This is a genomic window from Massilia sp. CCM 8734 (genome assembly GCF_011682155.1).
Taxonomy (GTDB): domain Bacteria; phylum Pseudomonadota; class Gammaproteobacteria; order Burkholderiales; family Burkholderiaceae_D; genus Telluria_A; species Telluria_A rubra.
In genome coordinates this window covers 60,486-79,515 of sequence record NZ_WHJI01000038.1, presented here as the reverse complement: position 1 = coordinate 79,515, position 19,030 = coordinate 60,486, and the positions used below count along the sequence as shown (strand labels likewise).

The 19,030-nt window shown below is 62.7% G+C and carries 18 protein-coding genes and 2 pseudogenes; 8 read left to right on the top strand and 12 right to left on the bottom strand.

Features of this window, described 5'->3' with window-relative positions:
* Positions 1-123: 123 nt before the first annotated feature.
* The 4 genes and pseudogenes from F2P46_RS27550 to F2P46_RS27535 all read right to left on the bottom strand — a co-directional run.
* Positions 124-1,607 (bottom strand): annotated as a pseudogene (locus F2P46_RS27550) (IS66 family transposase); the annotation flags it as partial.
* 29 nt (positions 1,608-1,636) lie between these two features.
* The gene (tnpB, locus tag F2P46_RS27545; protein ID WP_166896264.1) at positions 1,637-1,984 is read right to left on the bottom strand and encodes an IS66 family insertion sequence element accessory protein TnpB; all 348 of its coding nucleotides are present in this window, start codon (positions 1,982-1,984) and stop codon (positions 1,637-1,639) included.
* Positions 1,981-2,370 carry a transposase gene (locus F2P46_RS27540; RefSeq protein WP_229509481.1) on the bottom strand — a complete coding sequence of 130 codons (390 nt, stop codon included), beginning with the start codon at positions 2,368-2,370 and terminating at the stop codon, positions 1,981-1,983. Before F2P46_RS27540 ends, tnpB begins: the two co-directional genes overlap by 4 nt.
* 85 nt (positions 2,371-2,455) lie before the next feature.
* Positions 2,456-2,830: pseudogene (locus F2P46_RS27535) on the bottom strand (IS21 family transposase); the annotation flags it as partial.
* A 961-nt stretch (positions 2,831-3,791) separates the two neighbouring features.
* Here F2P46_RS27535 and F2P46_RS27530 point away from each other — a divergent pair.
* Entirely contained in the window at positions 3,792-4,391 is a 600-nt protein-coding gene (locus F2P46_RS27530; protein WP_166896260.1) for a hypothetical protein, read from the top strand.
* 325 nt (positions 4,392-4,716) lie between these two features.
* Here F2P46_RS27530 and F2P46_RS27525 read toward each other — a convergent pair whose 3' ends face one another.
* Together F2P46_RS27525 and F2P46_RS27520 are read right to left on the bottom strand one after the other, a co-directional pair.
* The gene (locus tag F2P46_RS27525; protein WP_166896258.1) at positions 4,717-5,292 is read right to left on the bottom strand and encodes a hypothetical protein; all 576 of its coding nucleotides are present in this window, start codon (positions 5,290-5,292) and stop codon (positions 4,717-4,719) included.
* A 125-nt stretch (positions 5,293-5,417) separates the two neighbouring features.
* On the bottom strand, positions 5,418-5,687 hold the full coding sequence (locus F2P46_RS27520) for a response regulator (protein WP_166896256.1): 270 nt from the start codon (positions 5,685-5,687) through the stop codon (positions 5,418-5,420).
* A 118-nt stretch (positions 5,688-5,805) separates the two neighbouring features.
* Here F2P46_RS27520 and F2P46_RS27515 point away from each other — a divergent pair, with 118 nt between their 5' ends.
* Genes F2P46_RS27515 through F2P46_RS27495 form a run of 5 tightly spaced genes read left to right on the top strand, consistent with a single transcriptional unit; the run spans position 5,806 to position 10,585 of the window.
* Entirely contained in the window at positions 5,806-6,189 is a 384-nt protein-coding gene (locus F2P46_RS27515; RefSeq protein WP_187364277.1) for a BlaI/MecI/CopY family transcriptional regulator, read from the top strand.
* Positions 6,186-8,030, top strand: a complete 1,845-nt coding sequence (gene blaOXA, locus F2P46_RS27510) for a class D beta-lactamase (RefSeq protein WP_166896252.1) — start codon at positions 6,186-6,188, stop codon at positions 8,028-8,030. The genes F2P46_RS27515 and blaOXA overlap by 4 nt, the downstream gene beginning before the upstream one ends.
* Positions 8,031-8,053: 23 nt before the next feature.
* Entirely contained in the window at positions 8,054-8,914 is an 861-nt protein-coding gene (gene bla, locus F2P46_RS27505) for a subclass B3 metallo-beta-lactamase (protein ID WP_166896250.1), read from the top strand.
* A gap of 45 nt (positions 8,915-8,959) precedes the next feature.
* Positions 8,960-10,123, top strand: a complete 1,164-nt coding sequence (ampC, locus tag F2P46_RS27500; RefSeq protein ID WP_166896248.1) for a class C beta-lactamase — start codon at positions 8,960-8,962, stop codon at positions 10,121-10,123.
* A gap of 36 nt (positions 10,124-10,159) precedes the next feature.
* Complete coding sequence (locus tag F2P46_RS27495) at positions 10,160-10,585, top strand: hypothetical protein (RefSeq protein WP_166896246.1); 426 nt, start codon at positions 10,160-10,162, stop codon at positions 10,583-10,585.
* Positions 10,586-10,644: 59 nt separating this feature from the next.
* On the opposite strand, the gene F2P46_RS27490 is transcribed toward F2P46_RS27495, so the two are convergent.
* The 6 genes from F2P46_RS27490 to F2P46_RS27465 all read right to left on the bottom strand — a co-directional run bounded on the left by F2P46_RS27490 (position 10,645) and on the right by F2P46_RS27465 (position 14,967).
* Entirely contained in the window at positions 10,645-11,148 is a 504-nt protein-coding gene (locus F2P46_RS27490) for a DUF5063 domain-containing protein (protein ID WP_166896244.1), read from the bottom strand.
* A gap of 102 nt (positions 11,149-11,250) precedes the next feature.
* On the bottom strand, positions 11,251-11,805 hold the full coding sequence (locus F2P46_RS27485; RefSeq protein ID WP_166896242.1) for an NADPH-dependent FMN reductase: 555 nt from the start codon (positions 11,803-11,805) through the stop codon (positions 11,251-11,253).
* 140 nt (positions 11,806-11,945) lie between these two features.
* Entirely contained in the window at positions 11,946-12,536 is a 591-nt protein-coding gene (locus tag F2P46_RS27480; RefSeq protein WP_166896240.1) for a type 1 glutamine amidotransferase domain-containing protein, read from the bottom strand.
* Between the two features lie 211 nt (positions 12,537-12,747).
* Positions 12,748-13,077, bottom strand: a complete 330-nt coding sequence (locus F2P46_RS27475; protein ID WP_166896238.1) for a chaperone modulator CbpM — start codon at positions 13,075-13,077, stop codon at positions 12,748-12,750.
* 3 nt (positions 13,078-13,080) lie between these two features.
* Positions 13,081-14,004, bottom strand: coding sequence for a DnaJ C-terminal domain-containing protein (locus F2P46_RS27470; protein ID WP_166896236.1), 924 nt, complete (start codon positions 14,002-14,004; stop codon positions 13,081-13,083).
* Between the two features lie 99 nt (positions 14,005-14,103).
* Positions 14,104-14,967 (bottom strand): beta/gamma crystallin-related protein, encoded by an 864-nt coding sequence (locus F2P46_RS27465; RefSeq protein WP_166896234.1) that lies wholly within the window; start codon positions 14,965-14,967, stop codon positions 14,104-14,106.
* Positions 14,968-15,267: 300 nt separating this feature from the next.
* On the opposite strand from F2P46_RS27465, the gene F2P46_RS27460 reads away from it, so the two are divergent.
* A complete protein-coding gene (locus F2P46_RS27460; protein ID WP_166896233.1) occupies positions 15,268-16,653 on the top strand; it encodes an MATE family efflux transporter in 1,386 nt (461 codons plus the stop codon).
* A 94-nt stretch (positions 16,654-16,747) separates the two neighbouring features.
* Positions 16,748-18,964: an alpha/beta fold hydrolase gene (locus F2P46_RS27455; RefSeq protein WP_166896231.1), complete on the top strand. Its 2,217-nt coding sequence runs from the start codon at positions 16,748-16,750 to the stop codon at positions 18,962-18,964.
* The last annotated feature ends 66 nt before the right edge of the window (positions 18,965-19,030 follow it).

The following is a 19,030-nucleotide window of genomic DNA, read 5'->3' as shown; positions in this document are numbered from 1 at the left end:
CTGCTCTGAGGTAGAATTCATGTCGGGCAAGGTGGCGTTTTTGTTGATAACTGTGTTTCTAGATAACTCACATTTTATCAATCACTTACGGCATTCTTGCCCTTTTTTATGCAAAATTCAGGCTAGCACATGGCGCAACCAGGCTTCCGGGTCAATCCCGTTGAGCTTGGCCATCTCGATCATTGAGTAAATAGCGGCCGCGCGCTCACCGCCGCTGTCGGCGCCGGCGAACAGGTAGTTGCGCCGGCCGATAGCGACGCCGCGCAAGGCGCGTTCCGCAGCCGAGTTGTCGATCTCGATCACGCCGTCGTCGCAGTAGCGCACCAGGGCCGGCCACAGATTGAGGGCGTATTGAATCGCCGCCGAGGTGTCGGATTTGCGCGAGAGTTTCTCCAGCGAGGCGCGCAGCCAGCGCTCAAGTTCTTCAATGAGCGGCCTGGACCTCGCCTGCCGGGCCAGTTGCCGTTCATGCGGCGGCTTGCCGCGGATGTCGGCTTCGATCAAGTACAGTGCGCCGATGCGGCGCAAGGCTTCTTCCATCAGCGGCGATGGCCGTGCCACATGCAAGTCGTAGAATTTGCGGCGGGCATGAGCCCAGCAGGCGGCCTCCTGGATGGTGCCGTCTGCGTAGAGTGCGTTGAAGCCGGCATAGGCGTCGGCCTGCAGCACCCCGCTGAAGTTGGCCAGATGCGTTTGCGGATGGATGCCTTTGCGGTCCGGCGTGTAGGCAAACCAGACAGCAGCCGGCGTGGTGTCGCCGCTGGCCCGGTCGTCGCGCACGTAGGTCCACAGGCGCGCGGTTTTGGTCTTTCCATTGCCCGGTGCCAGCACAGGAATCGGTGTGTCGTCGGCATGCAGCTTGGCCGCTGCCAGCACGTGGCGGCGGATCGCATCGACCAATCGGCGCAACAAGGCACTGGCCGCGCCAACCCAGCTCGCCAGCAAGGCACGATCAAGCTCGACGCCGTCGCGCGCGTAGATGACCGACTGTCGGTAGAGCGGCAAGTGGTCTGCGAATTTCGCTACCAGGATATGGGGCAGCAAACCGGGGCCGGCGATACCGCGCTCGATCGGCCGGCTCGGGGCAGGCGCCTGCACGATGGTGTCGCAGCAGCGGCAGGCCATTTTTGGACGCACGTGGCGGATTACGCGGAAACTTGCCGGCACATATTCCAGCTGTTCAGCCATGTCCTCGCCCAAGTGGCGCAGGCCGCCACCACAGGAAGGACACGCAGCAGCATCCGGCAGGTAGACTTTTTCATCGCGCGGCAGATGGTCCGGCAAGGGTTTGCGGACCGACTGCTACGCGGAGCCCGGTCCGGCGCCGGCATTTCACGGGCGGCCTCGGCGTCGTCCGCTTGCAGATCTTCCAGTTGCAGCTCGAGCTGTTCGATCTGGTGATCGAGCTTCTCGGACTTGCGGACGAACTGCATGCGCCGCAGCTTGGCGATGGTCAGCTTGAGATGCTCGATCTCGGCGGCGCGGGTGGTCAACTGCGCCTCCAGACCAGCGACCTGATCGTCGCGCTGCTGCACGCGACGCTCGCTTGCGAGCAGCAAAACCTTCAAGGCTTCGATGTCATTGGGCAGGTCGGCGGCGTTGAGCATGCGCCAAGTTTACGTGAAGGAGGCGACGTTTACAAGCCCGAGCTTGGCGTCCAGGTACGCTCTGGACGACGCCAGTCGATTCCTTCCAGCAGCATCGACAGCTGCGCCTGGCTTAACGTCACCGTCCCGCTGCTCGCTTGCGGCCAGATGAACCGTCCACGCTCAAGGCGCTTGGCCAGCAGGCATAGGCCATCACCTGTCCACCAGAGCAATTTGATCATATCGCCGCGACGACCGCGAAACACGAACACATGACCACTGAACGGGTCTTCCGCCAGCGCCGTCTCCACCTTGGCCGCCAGGCCGTTGAAGCCGGCCCGCATGTCGGTAACACCGGCGGCGAGCCAGATGCGCGTGCCTGCCGGAAGGCCGATCATGCGCGCAAACTTTGAACGACCGTCTTGAGCAATCCAGCATCGACGTCGCCACGCAGCCGCACGATCGCGTCGGCGATCACAATCTCGATCACCCCGCCTGAGACAGGATCGCGCCGCGCGGGCGCAGCCGTGGACCTTGGCCCGGCCGGCGTCTCAGCAAGCACGACCGGCAATAAGGCGGCCGGTGCTGGCGCCGCATCGTCCAGCCCTCCCGCGCGCAGATCGCGCCGCCATTTGAACACCATGTTCGCATTGACCTGATGCGCCAACGCCAGCTTCGAGACGGACACGCCGGGCTCGCAAGCCGCAACGGCGAGCCGGCGCTTGAACTCGCGTGAATAATTCGATTTGCCCTTGCGGTTGCCCGGCTTTATTTCTGTGTCCAAAGTAGTTCCCATCAAAAAGTAGTGGGAACTACTTTGACGCGAATGACAAACTACGTCCAGACGGTGCAGGCAAGACGCTTACGCGCCAGCGCCGGTAGCGCTCGCAGAAAGCGCTGTACTGGAAGCCGCCTGGCTGCTCGGCCTTGTACTCCTGCCACAGCAGTTCCAAGGTCACCCCCTTGCGGCGCAGTTCATTGTGCACGGTGGGCCAAGCTGGCGCCGGCCGCTGCACCGACGACGGTTCGCTGGGCGGGAACAGCAGCCGCTCCAGGGCTGCGTCGTCGCACTCCGGTGGCAAAGGCGAGGACAGGCCTGCCACCGTGGCGCGCGCTACATAGTCGGATACAGTGGAGGGAGAAACGTTGATGATGCGGGCGATTTCCCGCTTGGAGCGGTCGTGCTCGAAATGCAGCCGCAGGACTTCGTGGATTTTGCGCATGGATAACCTTTTATTGGTCAAGCAACCCTGCGGATAAAAATCCGGCAGGTTGCCACAGTTATCCCCTTGCCGATGGGCCTATTCAGGCCGCTTCAAATTGTCCAGTTTGGAGCGGAACCGGTGTCCAGTTTGCCGTGGAATGGGTGTCCAGTTTGGCTCGGAATACGCAGAACGACATACTATTTGCAAAAAAGAGCCGTATGTAGGTAATGTGTGTGGAGGGGGAATATGCGACAAAAATATTGTTTGTCGCCAAACAAAGGTTGATGTCATTGCAGAGAATTGCGAAGACGAGTCATCGGCTTTAAATTGCAGGCACTGTCTTAGCGTCAGATTGTTGATGATCCGTCTCAGCTGCGAGTAGAAATGGATTAAATCGACCAAGAGTCATTATTTCCATCACAGAGATCAATTTCAAAGACTTATTGCAAACAGTCAATATTCATTAAACTTCTTTAAGATAAGTGAAAGTGCGATGACAATAGATAGTTGGACTCTGCTATGTCTTTACAATCATGAAGGAGTGAACCTCCTATACCATTACCATTAAGCTTTATTGACATTCTTAGTGCACCGCACCTAAAGGATATTTTCGAACGGATGCTGAAAGAGGATGCGTCAACCATAGCACCCTAGAAAACCGCCCTTGAGCGGTTTTTTTCGTTTGCGCCAAGGGCGGCGGGAATCAAAGCCGCAGAACGCAGGATATAGTGGCGAATTTCAGAAAATTCAGGCCCGCAGTCTTTGAATTTACTGGCAGCTTTTTAAACACCAGAATGAACACAAAATGGTCGTCTGTAAATTACTAAGAAAGCCTTCCTTCAGCGGCTCTGTTACGTCAGTAATTGGTGCGCATGGATTTCGGCAACGAACAATGGTTCAGTAACCACTAAGCAAACTTGTAGAAAATTAGTTCAAAAGTAACATTTTTTTGGAAGTTTTTGATGCATAATGGACGCTCCTCCGCCCATAAAGGAACATAGTGCCGAAACTTTCCCTCACCGATTTTATCGATGTCGTATCTAAATCCGGCTCTCCCAAGGCGACGAAAGTCAAGCAGCTAAAGAACCGCGATGCGTATTCTCCAGCCACAGACTTTTACAAGCCCTTTCGCGAAGCATTAATCTCACTTCATCGTGAGGGGGGCGACCGCAAAGTTCTGGATTCGATGGTGCTTAAGCTCAGCGATGCTAAAAAGATCACCAACTATCCGGACCTGGTTAACGGATATAAAAAATGGTGGGGAAGGAAAAATCTGACATGGTTCACACCACCGCGTGGAACATACGAAAATTCGGGGATTGAGATTGGGATCAATCCGGAGTTGGGACTGGAGGTTGACGGCAAACGGTTGATCGTCAAACTCTACAACAAAGCGGACCCGATTACACAATTCCGGATTGATATGATTCCCCTGCTCATGGAAATAGTCTTGCGTGACAAGTGCCAGGAAAGTGACGCGGTCGCCTTGCTGGATGTGCGCAAAGGGAAGCTGCATTTTTTAAGCGTAAATATTGCAACATCGAAATTCGCGCTGGACGCGGAACTCGCCTACGTGGCGAGTCTCTGGCCGCACGTTTAAATGAACGCGATTAGGCCAATGAAAACAAAGTTTATGACAGCCAAGCTCTTGATACGCGCTGAACAACACTAGGCTTGTAGCGGGGCAGAATTGGGAATTCGTCGGGCACGCCTGACGTCGATGGAGCGACTTGCGCTTGCAAACGCAAGTCGCTTCGATTCTCTTAGCAAGAAGGGAAATCGTTGCGCGATTTCTTGCCTTTCGCCTCTGCCCGTCTGAAAAATCGCCCGAAAGGCGATTTTTTCCTCAGCGAATCACTGCGCAGAAACAAACCGAGAACTCGAATGACCTTGTGAGCGGCAGGCATGCGCGCGCGCCTGAGACCCTACCTGCCCCGCAACTTCTCAAGTATCTTCACATCATAAGCAGCCCGCTCGAGCGGCCTGCTCAACGGCGAGTCCTGGATTTCAAACGCGGGGGACTGCAACTGCGCATCAGGGATGTGCGGCTGACTCGTGTGATAAATCAGCCACTGCTTCGGATAGTCCTGCGAACGCGCCCTCTTAAAACCGGAGTCAATCACGCTCACGATTTCCGGATTCACGCCGCGCCCGCATGAGGAGATTCCCGAGTCGACCACAAACGTATCGCCGGCCTTCACCGTCCCCTTGAACACCCGGTCGACCCGAAATTTGGCGCGCTCGAATGTCATCTTGAAATCCGGATGAGGCGGCTTGGCCTCATGCACCATCTTCACGTCGATCACGCTAGCTGCCACGACAAACTGCGCGCCATCAAAATTGGACTTCACCCGGCGCGGCGTTTCAGCCCAAAACTTAGCTTCCAGGGGCTGGCAAGCCATCGCGCGGGGGCGGCAAACTGGGCGGCGAGCAAACAGGCTACAACGGTGCGCATCGACGGCGGCTCCATAAAGACATTCAATAAACAGGCGAGAAGACAATCAAACCAGCAAGTATTGCTAACAGCAATGCAATCGACTGCATGCACAACAACGTCATTGGCACCGCTATCAATGTACGCTATGTATGCAAAATCAACAACATGCGCAGCAAAGCCGCCCCCTACTCAACGCCTGAGCAGTATCTTTGTCAGCGCAGCGATATCCACCGGTTTCACCAGATGATGATCGAAGCCCGATGACATGGCCAGCAAGCGATCCTGTTCCTTGCCATACCCGGTCAGCGCGATCAGCTTGTCGGCATGCCCACCGGGGGTAGCGCGCAGGCGGCGCGCCAGTGCATAGCCAACCATCCCCGGCAAACCGATATCGAGGATAAACACATCGACCGGCTCCCACGCCGCCAGGCGCAAGCCGGCGTCGCCATCGCCCACCATGCGCTGCCTGACGAGCCCTACCTGGTGCTGCGCGGCGAAAACGCGGCATCATCGCGCTTGACGTTTGTGCGACAACTGTCACATAATGGTGGCACTCGTCGCACACATGAAAAATCCCATGGCCATCCCCTCCATCTCCGAACTGATCGTCCTCAAATCGCTCTGGCGGCAGCAGCCCCTGAGCGCGCGCGAAATCCACCAGCAGGTCGAAGCCGAACTTGGCTGGTCGTATTCCTCGACGCGCAAAACCCTCGAACGCATGCTGGAAAAGGGTTCCATCATCCAATCCACCCTGCACGGGGTGCAAGTCTACCAAGCCGTCCTGGAAAAAATTGGCACCCTCGCCTCCTTCGCGCACGACTTCGGCAAGCGCGTGATGGAGATGGACGCGCCATTGCCGGTCACGATGTTCACCGGCAGCAAGCTTGTCGATGACGCCGAGCTGACCCGGCTCGAGCAACTGCTGAGCGACTGGCCCGACGACAATGGTGACGAGCAATGAGCCCGGCCGACCTGCTGATATCGCGCTTCCTGCTGGCCAGCGGCGGTTGCCTGGCCGCCGGCCTGGCCGTGTGGGCCGTCACCACGCTGTGCCGGCGCAGCCTGCCCGATTTCGCCGCGCAGCGCTCCCTGTGGCTGCTGAGCCAGATCACGATCGTGGCAGCCTTCCTGGTGATCTTGCTGCCGCACAGCGAACGCCTGCGCATCATCCCGCAGATCGACCTGGAGCCTGCGAGGCAAGCGAGCGTACTCACCCCAGCCACCACAGCCGCAGCGGCGCCAGGGGCCAGCACCCCGGCCAACCCAAGCATCCAGGCGCGCGACAAATCCTGGCTTGCCAGCGGCGCACAAGCCTGGCTGCTGATCTACCTGCTCGGCCTGGGCTATTCGATCTTCAAGCTGGTGCGTGCCCGGCGCATGCTCAACGGCCTGGCGGCGACCGGATCGCGCATGACCAGCCCGCACCCGCACGAGGGCTTTGCCGGTCCCGCGCAAGCGGCAGGCACGCCGGACGTAATTGAAGTCGACGCCCCCATCTCGCCCATGCTGTTTGGCCTCATCAAGCCGCGCCTGCTGCTGCCGCGCCACCTGCGCAGCCTGGCGCCGGTGCAGCAGGAATTGATCGTGGCCCACGAACTGACCCACCTGCGGCGCCACGACCTGCAATGGATGAGCGCCGGCGTGCTGCTCCAGACCCTGCTCTGGTTCAACCCCTTCATGCGGCTGCTGCGGGTGAACCTGTCATGGGCGCAGGAACTCGGCTGCGATCGCGACGTTTTGCGCGGTCGTCCCCAGATCCAGCGCAAGGCCTACGCGGCGGCATTGGTGGCGCAACTGCGCCTGCAGCACCACACGGTCGCGACAGCGCTGGCCTTCGGCGGTGTCAGCGAGCGCAGCGTGGCGGCCCGCATCGCGCTGATCCGCGAACCGGCCAGCGCGCCGCGCACCCCCTGGGCACGCTGCGCCGCGCTCGCCAGTCTCGCAGGCATCGTGCTGGGCAGCCTTGCCTTCCAGCCCGCGCTGGCCTGGCGGATCGACGCCGCCCCGCACGCGCTACAGAACGCATCGCTGTCGCCAGCCAGCGCCAGCCCATCATCCGTCTTGCTGAGCTGCACGGAAATGATCGACGCCGCCAGCGGCCAGCGGCTGGTGCACGAAGGCCAGTGCGACGAGCGCGTGACGCCGGCGTCGACCTTCAACATTGTCGTCAGCCTGATGGGCTACGACAGCGGCTTCCTGCGCGACGAGCACGCCCCGGTACTGGCGTTCAAGGAGGGTTATGCCGACTGGATCGATTCCTGGCGCGCGAGCACCGACCCGACCAGCTGGATGCGCAATTCCACCGTGTGGTACGCCCAGCAAGTCACCGCCCACCTTGGCGCGGCGCAATTTCAGCGCTATATCAATGGCTTCGACTACGGTAACCGCAACGTACTGGGCGACGCCGGCAAGGACAAGGACCTCCCGCTTTCCTGGATCAGTTCGACCCTGGCAATTTCACCTGTCGAACAGGTTGCCTTCCTGCGCAAAATGCTCAACCGCGAGCTCGGGCTGACGCCGGCGGCGTACGACATGACCGCCCGCATCACCAGGCTCGACAACCTGCCAAACGGCTGGGAAATCCACGGCAAAACCGGCACGTCGGCGCCAGTCACCGTTGCTGGACCCGATGACGCCAAGCACGAGTACGGCTGGTTTGTTGGCTGGGCAAGCAAGGGCGGCCGCACCGTGGTCTTCGCGCGCCTGGTGCTCGATCCACGCCAGGAAGGGCACGCGGCCGGCACCAGGACCAAAAAAACATTCCTGCGCGACCTGCCTGCCCGCCTGGACGCGCTCAAGTAAACCCACCTCACCAAGGAGACAACATGAAACACCTGCTCATTGCCACGCTGCTGGCCGCCCTGCCGCTCACGCCAGCGCTTGGCGCCGACTGGAACGACCCGCAAGAACCGTTCGCCCTGTTCGGCAACACCTACTACGTTGGCATGCGCGGCCTGAGCGCGGTCCTGATCACCTCCCCTGCCGGGCACATCCTGATCGATGGCGGCAGTCCGGAATCAGCAGTCCAGATCGCGCGGCACATCGGCCAGCTGGGCTTTAAGATCGGGGACGTGAAGTACATCCTCAATTCGCACGAGCACTTCGACCACGCCGGCGGCATTGCCGAACTGCAGCGCCTGTCGGGCGCCACCGTGCTGGCCAGCGTGCACGGCGAGCAAGTCCTGCGCACCGGCGCCACCAGCAAGGGCGACCCGCAATACACCAAGCTGCCGCCGACCACGGCCACCGTGGCCAACACGCGCGCCGTCAAGGATGGCGACATCGTCAAGCTCGGCCCCTTGTCGGTCACCGCGCACTACACGCCGGGCCACGCGCAGGGCGGCACCAGCTGGACCTGGCGCTCGTCCGAGGGCGGCAAGACGGCCGCCATGGTGTATGCCGACAGCCTGAACGCGATCAGCGCCGGCCCGTTTCGCTACAGCGCCAGCACGACCTACCCGCAAGCGCGCGCCGAGCTCGAAAAATCGATCGCCACCGTCGCCGCGTTCGATTGCGATGTGCTGGTTTCGGCCCATCCGGAGGGGAGCGACCTGTGGGAGCGCCTGGCCCAACAGCCGACACTGGGCAACGCCGCCTTTATCGACCGCAACGCCTGCCGCGACTACGCCAGGGATGCGCGCGACAGGCTGGCACGCAAGCTGGCCGCCGAAGCCGCCCAACAGTAAACACCTCTCGCATCGACCACCGCCATCAGAAAAGGAAGCACCGCTGTGTCCACTTCACCGAAAAAATTTACCAGCCACATCGCCCTGGCCCTCATCGCGGCGTGCTGCGCACCCCTGTCCAGCCGGGCTGCCGACGACAGCGCGCGCCTGCGCGCCATTGTCGACAAGGCCATCGCCCCCATCATGACCGAGCATGACGTACCGGGCATGGCGGTGGCCGTGACGGTGGGCGGCAAGGCCTATTTCTTCAACTACGGCCTGGCGTCGGTCAAGGACCAGACCCCGGTGAGCGAGGCAACCCTGTTCGAACTGGGCTCCATCAGCAAGACGCTGACGGCGACCCTGGCCTCGTACGCGCAGGCGAGCGGCAAGCTGTCGCTGGACGCGCACCCGAGCGCCTACATGGTGCAACTGAAAGGCAGCGGCATCGACAAGGCGAGCGTGCTCAACCTGGGAACCTACACCGCCGGCGGCTTGCCGCTGCAGTTTCCGGAAGCGTTAAGCGACGACCAGATGGCCGACTATTTCCGGCAATGGACGCCGGCGAGCGCCCCCGGCACGCAACGCCGCTATTCCAATCCGAGTCTTGGCCTGTTCGGGCATGTGACGGCATTGGCGCTCAAGCGCGATTTTACCGAGGCGATGGAACAACTGTTGGCGCAACTGGGACTGACAAACAGCTACCTGCGCGTGCCCTCAAGCGCCATGGCCAAGCAGGCGTGGGGCTACGACGAGAACAACCAGGCGCGCCGCATGGACCCGGGCGTGCTGGCGCCGCAAGCCTACGGCGTGCATTCGGGCAGCGCCGACATGATCCGCTTCATGCAGCTCAACATCGCACCGGGCCAGCTGGACGAGCCGGTGCGACGCGCGGTGCAAGGCACCCATGTCGGCTACTTCCAGGTGGGCGCGATGGTGCAGGGGCTCGGCTGGGAGCAATATCCCTGGCCTGTCAGCCTCAAGCAACTGCAGGCCGGCAACTCGCGCGGCATGATCACGCAAGCAAACGCGGCCAAGCGCATCAGCGCGCCCAAGGCGCCATCCGCGCCGACGCTGTTCAACAAGACCGGTTCGACGGGCGGATTCGGTAACTACGCGGCATTCGTGCCGGCGAAGAACATCGCCGTCGTGATTCTGGCGAACAAAAATTATCCGATTCCGGACCGCGTCAAAGCGGGCCATGCGATCCTGGAGCAGCTTGCGCCATAATGCGTGGATAGTTACCCATCACTTCAAGGAATGCCCATGCAAGCTGCGTTGATTGCCAAGGCCCTGGCGTCAAAAAACGCCGACGATGCGCGCGAATGCGGGAACGCCTGGCCCCCGGACCCCAGCGTTGCCCCCATGTTAAGCAAGCTGCTGCTGGAGCCCTGGCACTTTTCACACGAAGAAATGGTGTTCGATCTTGCCGAGCTGGCGCACCCGCACACCGTCACGCCGATATTCCAGGCCGCCAATACCTACCTCGACTATCTGGTGAACTCCGATAACCAGCATTCGTTTCAGCGCAAGTGCGCCTTCGCCCTGGCCGGCATCGGCACCATCGGCTCGCGCCTTGCGCTGGAAGAACTTGCAGAGAGCACGGATCAGATGCTCAGGAAATACGCCCGGGAATGCTTGCGGCGCTGGAAGTTGCGCACCGACTTTGCCGAGCGCATCGGCGCCAGCTAAATCAGGGTCACGGCCGGACCTGTCGCGGCGCCGCAGTCAATACCAGGAAATCCACCAGATCATGCGTGGGAATGGCTTTTTGCGGCGTCCGGACCAGGCGAGCCCTGTTGCCAGCACTGCAATACATGCAAGGCGCTGGCGGCATGGCTACCCCAATGAATGATGAAATTTTCGCGCCACTGAAACACAGCGGCATCGGGATTGCCGCCGTCGAGCAAGTTGAGGCCGTGCTTCAGGTTACGCCATATGTCGGCCAGGTCATCGGCCAGGTCGCCAATCATCATCTCGCTGCACACAACATCGAGCGTATTGGCGCTCTGCGAGTAGTAATTGAGCGGAAGCGCCCCGAACCGCGCGAACATCGCTTGCCATGCGGCATGCGACACCTGCGCTGCCTCATCGCCCCAGTCGCAATCGCGCTGCGGCAGATCGAGCGCTTGCGCATACAGTCGCGCCAGGTGACGGCGGGCGATCGGCACCTGCGCCTCGCCCGGCTGCAAATCGCCTTCGGCCCACTGGCAAAAATCCCGGGCCGATTGCACGAAGATTGTCGTGTTGTCCATCCTAACCCTGTTCAAGCAGCCATGTGAGATGGCAACGGCGCGTGACTTTGCCGCCCGCATGCGCGTGACATGCCCGGTCGCAGCGGGGACACTGAAAATCCCTCATGGCGTGACCTCAGCCCGCGTAGCGAGAACCAGCGCCTCGATAGCCGCCCGCAACGGCCCGGCCAGCGCGGGATCGGCCGCGATGTGCGCTGCATCGAATCCCCGGTTGGCAACCGCAATCACCGGCGAGGCCGCCGCAATCACCTTCCACCCCATTGTCGTGAGGATTTCCGCCAACGCGGCATGCGCAAGCACCGCCCGCGCCGACGTATTCATCAGCGCCACCGGTTTGCTGCCCAACTCGGCGCAGCCAACCAGCCAGTCCAGCGCATTCTTGAACGCACCGGGCACGCCGTGCGCGTACTCCGGACTGGCCACGATGACGCCATCGGCCGCGCTCAGCAAGCCACGCAGCTCGCGCACCACTGGCGGCGGCGCGGTCTCGATATCGGGATTGAAAAACGGCAACTGGTCCACGCCCTCGTACAGCACAATCCGCACGCCGGCGGGCGCCAGCGCGACTGCGGCGCGCAGCAGCATCGTATTGGCCGAGTCCCGGCGCAAGCTGCCTGAAATGGCGATCAGAGTCATCATCCGTGGAACGTTGGTCATGAGAAAAACACCATCGTACCAGAGCCGGCCGGCCGCGAGCCGCCATGCGCGTCAGCGCTGAGCGCGTTTCGGCGAGCGCCGCCAGCGACGCGCAAAGCCGTTGACGCGTCCACGGCTTTGTCGTTTTGAAACGGGCAAACTCAGGAAGAAGGACCGCGATCGGCCGTGGCCGGATCGATCGACAGCAGCTTGAGCATGGCCTTGTTGAAAGCTGGCAAGTCATCCGGCTTGCGGCTGGTGATCAGGCGGCCGTCGATGACCACTTCTTCATCGGTCCACTCGGCGCCAGCGTTGCGCAGGTCGTTCTGCAGGCTCGGCCAGCTGGTCATGTGCTTCGCCTTGGCGATGCCGGCGTCGATCAGGGTCCAGGGACCGTGGCAGATGGCGGCAATCGGCTTTTCCTCGGCGCCGAAGGCGCGGATGAAGTCGATCGAGGCCTTGTCAAGGCGCAAGGCGTCCGGGTTGGAGACGCCACCGGGCAACAGCAGCGCGTCGAACTGACGCGGCGAGGCCTGCGCAATGTGCAGCTCGACCTCGAAACTGTCGCCCTTGTCGGCATGGTTAAAGCCCTGCACCTTGTCACCCTTGGCCTTGGGCGAAATCAAGGTCACCGTCGCGCCGTGTTCCTCAAGGAAACTACGCGGCGAGGTATATTCGATTTGCTCGACGCCATCGGTCATCAGTACCGCAACGCGCTTGCCCTTGAGGGCTTGGCCATTGTTTTGTTCCATATGAACTCCTTTGCACTATTGATTTATAGTTAATATTGAAGGAGGATTGTAAAAGCCATTGCGCAACCGTGTCGCCCGCTTCGACATGAGGGGACCTCGAAAAACCTACTGCGCGGCGTCATTTTCGCCCTGCGATGCTCACCGTACCTTCGTACGGCTGCGCTTCTCGGGCGAAACTGAAGCCGCTCGCTACGGTTTTTCGAGGCCCCCATTACAGCGCGCCGAGCACCCGCAAGCGCGTGCGCAGCCGGCTCACCTCGTCGGCCAGGTCGAGCACGAGGGCGGCGATTTCTTCATTGGCGTCCAGATCGCGCTCCAGGCTCACCAGGCGCCGCGCGCGCTGCAAGTCGCCGCTGCGAAAGCGCCACTGCGCACGGGCTGGCTCGTCGACACCCAGGGCGATGATGTCCTCCGCGCCCAGCAAGCCGTCGCACACATGGCGGACCACCCAGTCAGGTTCGACGCCGCAGGTGCGCGCCAGTTCGTGCAGGTCGAGCGCCGCGTCGTCGAGCAGCACACCCACGATGGTGGTCGTTTCCATATGCTAGGCCCCCGCCTGCGCGCGCGGATTAAACGCCATCTCGCGCGCCATGGTGCGATACAGTTCGCGCGCCCGGTCGCTGGTGGCCGGCGGCAGCACCACCTCGAGAATGAGATACAGGTCGCCCGCCGGATTGCCCGGAACGCCGCGTCCCTTGAGCCGGAGCTTGCGCCCCGTCTGCGAGCCGGCCGGCACGCTCACCTCGACCTGGCCGGACGGCGTCGGCACGTGGATGGTGGCGCCGAGCGCGGCCTCCCACGGCGCCACCGGCACGCTGGTGTACACGTGGCGGCCCTCAACCCGGTAGCGCGGATCGGGATGGAACTGGATTTCCAGGAACAGGTCGCCCGCCGCCGCGCCGCCGCTGCCCGGATGCCCCTGGCCCGCCAGGCGCAGTTGCTGGCCCGGCAGCACGCCCTTGGGAATGTTGACATTGACGGTGCGTTCGCGCGTCACCACCCTGCCCTGCGCATCATGTTGGGGCACGCGCAGGGTCACCGCGCGGGTGGAGCCGTGATAGGCGTCGGTCAGGTCGATGGCGATGGCCGCGTGGATATCGTCCCCGCGCATCTGGAATACCTGCCCGCCGGGACGCGCGCGACGGCCGACGTGGGCGAACAGGTCGGAAAAGAAATCGCTGGAACCGGCCGCGCCGCCGTTATCGAAGCCGGAGCCCCAGTCGGGCGGCGGGTGAAATTGCTCACCGGCGCGGCGGTTGCGGCCAAGCGCGTCGTAGGCGGCGCGCTTGTCGGCGTCGCCCAGCACGCCGTAAGCCTCGTTCACTTCCTTGGTCATGTGGTCGGCGTCGGGCGCGTGGCTCACGTCGGGATGGTATTTACGTACCAGCTTGCGGTACGCCTTCTTGATGTCCTCGGCGGTGGCGCCTTTGTCGATACCGAGGGTCTTGTAGTAGTCCTTGTATTCCACGGGCGGCGCTCCAGGATCGGTTTTGATTATCCTACAACGCGGCCGAAGGACGCAGCGCACGCTTGCCTTGTGTATTTACCAAGCGATTTACCAAACTGGTTACCGGACGCGGCGCACCGACGAAATCATGTTGCCCATAAGACCGAGACGCTCGTAACGGCCTGGCCCGTAAGTCATGCAGCGCCCGCCGAAATCGGCGTGCTTGCAGAACTCCCAGCGGCCGCGATGCACGATCAGGGCGTCGGCGCGGTCGTTGAAACCGACGTCGGTCAGGTCGCGCGTATCGTCGCGCAGCACCAGGCGCTGGCCCGAAAAGCCGCTCGACGAAAACAGCTCCACATCGCCATCGCGCTGGCCGCCGCCGTCATCGTCGACCAGGCGCGCCGACGACACCCGCCCACGCAAGCCGCGTCCCAGGTCCTCGTAACGGCCCGGCGCGAAGATGCGGCAGGTACCGCGAAAGCCGGCATCGCTGCACAACTGCCAGTTGCCTTCGATGACCTGGGCGCTGGCGGCGCTGTCGTTGAAATTGATCTCGTCGAAATCGTCGGCGTCGCGCCGCAGGCGCTTGGCGTCGCCGTCCAGGCCGCGTTCCGAAAACAGCGCAATCATCCCGCGCTTGCCGTCACGCGGGCGGTCGCCGCCATGTCCGCGTTCGGGCATGATCTCGCGCGCCGACGAAATGCGGTCGTTGAAGCGCGCCAGGGTCGGGTACTCGCCCTGCTCGTACACCGCGCAGCGCCCTTCGAAGCCGACGTCCTCGCACAGCTCCCAGCGCCCGGAGCGCACGATCATGCTCGAGGCGCGGTCATTGAAGCCGCTGTCGACCAGGTTGGGGGTGGTGGCGCGCACGGTCATCTCGCGGCCACCGAAACCATCGCGCGAAAACAGGGTCAGTTCGCCGGCGTGGGCAAAAGCGGTGGCGCCGAGCAGCAGCGCGAGTGCGAAGGGAGTTTTGAGCATGGGATGGTCCTCGATATGCGATGCCCCGATTGTGGACCATCCCGCGCCCGCAGCGCCAGTGGCCAGGCACTGAGATGTGTAACAAGTCTTTACGCGCCCTGGTATCAGCGGCGTCCCTGGTTGCGCTAACTTATGCTCCGTCTTTCCCGCGCAGGCGGGAATCCAAGTTAGTCGCTACGCCCAGAAACTTGGACTCCCGCCTGCGCGGGAAAGACGGTTTCGAAGTTCGAGGCAAAAGCGCCGCTCCACCCTGTTCATCATTAGCCGGTAAAATCACTGTTTGCTTCCACCGCCTCCCCCATGTCCGCCATTGCCGCCCAGCCCGCCCCCATCCGCACCGAAGTTACCGCCATGTGGCGCCTGTCCTGGCCCGTGCTGGTCGGCCAGCTGGCCAGCGTGGGCATGGGCGTGGCCGATGTGGCGATGACGGGCCACGTCAGCGCCAGCGAACTGGCCGCCGTGTCGCTCGGCGCGTCGGTCTGGTCGATCATCCTGGTGACCGTGATGGGCACCATGATGGCGATTAACACCGTGGTCGCGCATGAAACCGGGGCCGGGCAGTTCGGCCGCATTCCGCACGTGGTGCGCCAGGGGCTGTGGATGGGCCTTGGCGTGGGCCTGGTGGCCTGCCTGGCGGCCAACCTGTCGACACTCGTGTTCGACCATATCGGCTTGACGCCGGACGTCGCCGCCAACGCCTCCATGTTCGTCCATGCGATCAGCATCGGCATGCCGGCCTTTGCCTGCTACCGCGCGCTGTACGGCTACACCGCCAGCATCAACCAGACCAAGCCCGTGATGGTGATCGCCGTTTGCGGGCTGCTGTTTAACATCTTCGTTAACTGGCTGCTGGTGTTCGGGAACTGGGGCATGCCCAAGCTGGGCGGGGTTGGCTGCGCGGTGGCAACCGGGATCTGCCTGTGGCTCATGCTCGGCGCCATGCTGGCCTGGATTCGCATCGCCCCGGCCTACCGCCAGACCTACCCGTTCACCCAATGGGAATGGCCCAACTGGCCGGAAATCGGCAGCATGCTGCGTCTTGGCCTGCCGATCGGCGTGACCTACCTGGCCGAAGTGAGCGCCTTCGGCGCGGTCAGCCTGATGATCGCGCGCTTTGGCGTGGTGCAGGTCTCGGCCAGCCAGATCGCCCTCAATTTTTCGTCGCTGGTGTTCATGGTGCCGCTCAGTTTCGGCATCGGCCTCATGACCCGCGTCGGCCATGCGCTCGGCGAAGGCAACGCGGTGCGGGCGCGCTTCGTGGCCTGGGTTGGCGTGGGCATGTCGCTCGCCTTTGCGCTGCTGTCGGCGGCGCTGATCGCCGTGTTCCGCTGGGAGATCGCGCGCGCCTACACGTCCGACCCGGCGGTGCAGGAACTGTGCGCGCACCTGCTGCTGTTCGCGGCGCTGTTCCAGTTGTCCGACGCCACCCAGGTTGCCACCTCGAGCGCCATCCGCGGCTACAAGGTCACGCGCCAGCCGATGCAGATCCAGCTGCTCGCCTTCTGGGGCTTCGCCATGCCGCTCGGGTATGTACTTGGCCTCGCACCAGGGTGGTTCCCCTGGTCGCCGGCAGTGCCGATGGGCGCCGCCGGCTTCTGGATCGGACTGGTACTGGGCCTGACCGTGGCGGCGGTGCTGCTCACGTGGTCTTTACAGCACCTGTCACGCACCCGCGCGCAGGCCTGAGCGGGTGCGATCGGGGCGGGCGCCGGGGGTGCCCACGGGTGCGGAACTCTGGTATTGTCCTCAGTTCTCCACATCCACCTTACCCGAGACATCCATGCGATTTCTTCTCTGTTTTTTAGCCGCATTGTCCAGCGTTCCCGCATCCGCCGAACGCCTGACACTGGACCGCATCCACGCCGACCCGGCGCTGGCGGGACCGGGCGTGCGCAACCTGCGCGTGTCGCCCGACGGCGCGCGCGTGACCTACCTGCGCGGCCGCCAGGACAACCAGTTCCAGCTCGACCTGTGGGAATTCAACATGAAGGACAAGACCTCGAAGCGCCTGGTCGACGCCAAACTGCTGGTTCCGAACGAGACCATCTCGCCCGAAGAACAGGCCAGGCGCGAGCGCGCGCGCACCGCCAGCCTGAGCGGCATCCTCAATTACAGCTGGTCGCCGGACGGCAAGCAGCTGCTGGTGCCGATCGGCGGCGACTTGTACCTGGTCGACGCGGCCAAGCCGCAGGCCGCGCGCAAGGTCGCCTCGGGCAATGTGGCCGATCCGAAGATTTCGCCCAAGGGCCGTTATGTCTCGTTCGTGCGCAAGCAGAACCTGTACGTGATCGACCTGGTCTCGGGCGCAGAAAAACAGCTCACCACCGACGGCGCCGGCACTATCTTCAACGGCGAAGCCGAATTCGTGGCGCAGGAAGAAATGGGCCAGCGCACCGGCTACTACTGGGCGCCGGACGATTCGGCCATCGCCTACAAACGCTACGACGAGTCGCCGGTGCCGGTGGTGCGCCGCTTCGAGATTTTTGCCGACCGCACCGACGTCGTCGAGCAGCGCTACCCTGCCGCCGGCGACGCCAACGTGCTGGTCGAGCTGATGATCGTCTCGCCAACCACCGGCGCGCAGCGCAAGGTCGACCTGGGTCCAAACCGAGACGTGTACCTGGTGCGCGCCGACTGGAGCGCCAACAGCAAGCAGCTGCTGTACCAACTGCAGTCGCGCGACCAGAAGCGCCTCCACCTGATTTCGGTCGATGCCGCCACCCTGGCGCAGCGCACCCTCCTGACCGAAACATCGAAGACCTGGGTCAGCATCCATGACGACCTGCGCTTCCTGTCCAAGCGCAATGCCTTCCTGTGGGCGTCCGAGCGCAGCGGGCGCAATCACCTGTATTTGTACGACCTCGATGGCAAGCTGCTGCACCCGGTATCGAGCGGCGAATGGGGCATCGACAATGTGCTGGCGGTGGACGAAAAGGCCGGCCGCGTGTACGTCGCCTCGAACCGCGACGCGGTGATCGACAAGCAGACCTACGCCCTGGCGCTCGACGGCAGCGGGACCGACAAGCCGGTGCGCATCACCAAGGGCGACGGCTGGCACGAAGCGGCGTTCTCGCGCAACGGCGAAGTGTTCGTCGACACCTTCTCCGACCCATCGACCCCGCCGCAGATTTCGATCCGCCGGCCGGACGGTTCGATGGTCGGCTGGCTCGAACAGAACGAGCTCAATGCCGCGCACCCGTATGCCAAATACAAAGCCGACCACCTGGCCACCGAATACGGCACCATCAAGGCCAACGACGGCCAGACCTTGTACTACTCGATGATCAAGCCGTCGGACTTCAGCGCCGCGAAAAAGTACTCGGTGTACCTGTCGACATATGGCGGGCCGCATTCGCAGCACGTCTCGCGCAAGTGGGGCAACTACTTCGACCAGTACATGGCGCAGCAGGGCTTCGTGGTATTCCGCCTCGATAACCGCGGCTCGTACCGGCGCGAGCGCGCCTTCACCGACGCGATCTACAATGGCCTGGGCAAGCACGAAGTCGAAGATCAGCTGACCGGCATCGACTGGCTGGGCAAGCAGGGTTTCGTGGACGCCAAACGGATCGGCGTGTTCGGCTGGAGCTACGGCGGCTACATGACACTGCGCCTGCTGGCGGCGGCGTCCGACAAAATAGCGATGGGCGTCTCGGTCGCGCCGGTGACCGACTGGGCGCTGTACGACACCCACTACACCGAGCGCTATGTGGGCGGCACGCCGAAGGGGCAGCCGGACGCGTACAAGGCCAGCGGCGTGTTCGCGCACCTGGACGGCTTGACCTCGCCGCTGCTGCTGGTGCACGGCATGGCCGACGATAACGTCCTGTTCACCAACACCACGCGCCTGATCGATGGCCTGGTCAACCGCAATGTGCGTTTCGACCTGATGACCTACCCGGGCGCCAAGCACGGGATTTCATCGCGGCCGGGGCAGCGCCACGTGTACGGCACCATCGAAGCGTTCTTCAAGAAGAACCTGGCCGACGCGCCGAAGTAAGCGTAAGCGGCGCAAAGCGCTGGACAAAAAAACAGCCGCGAGATCCGCGGCTGTTTTCATAGGAAG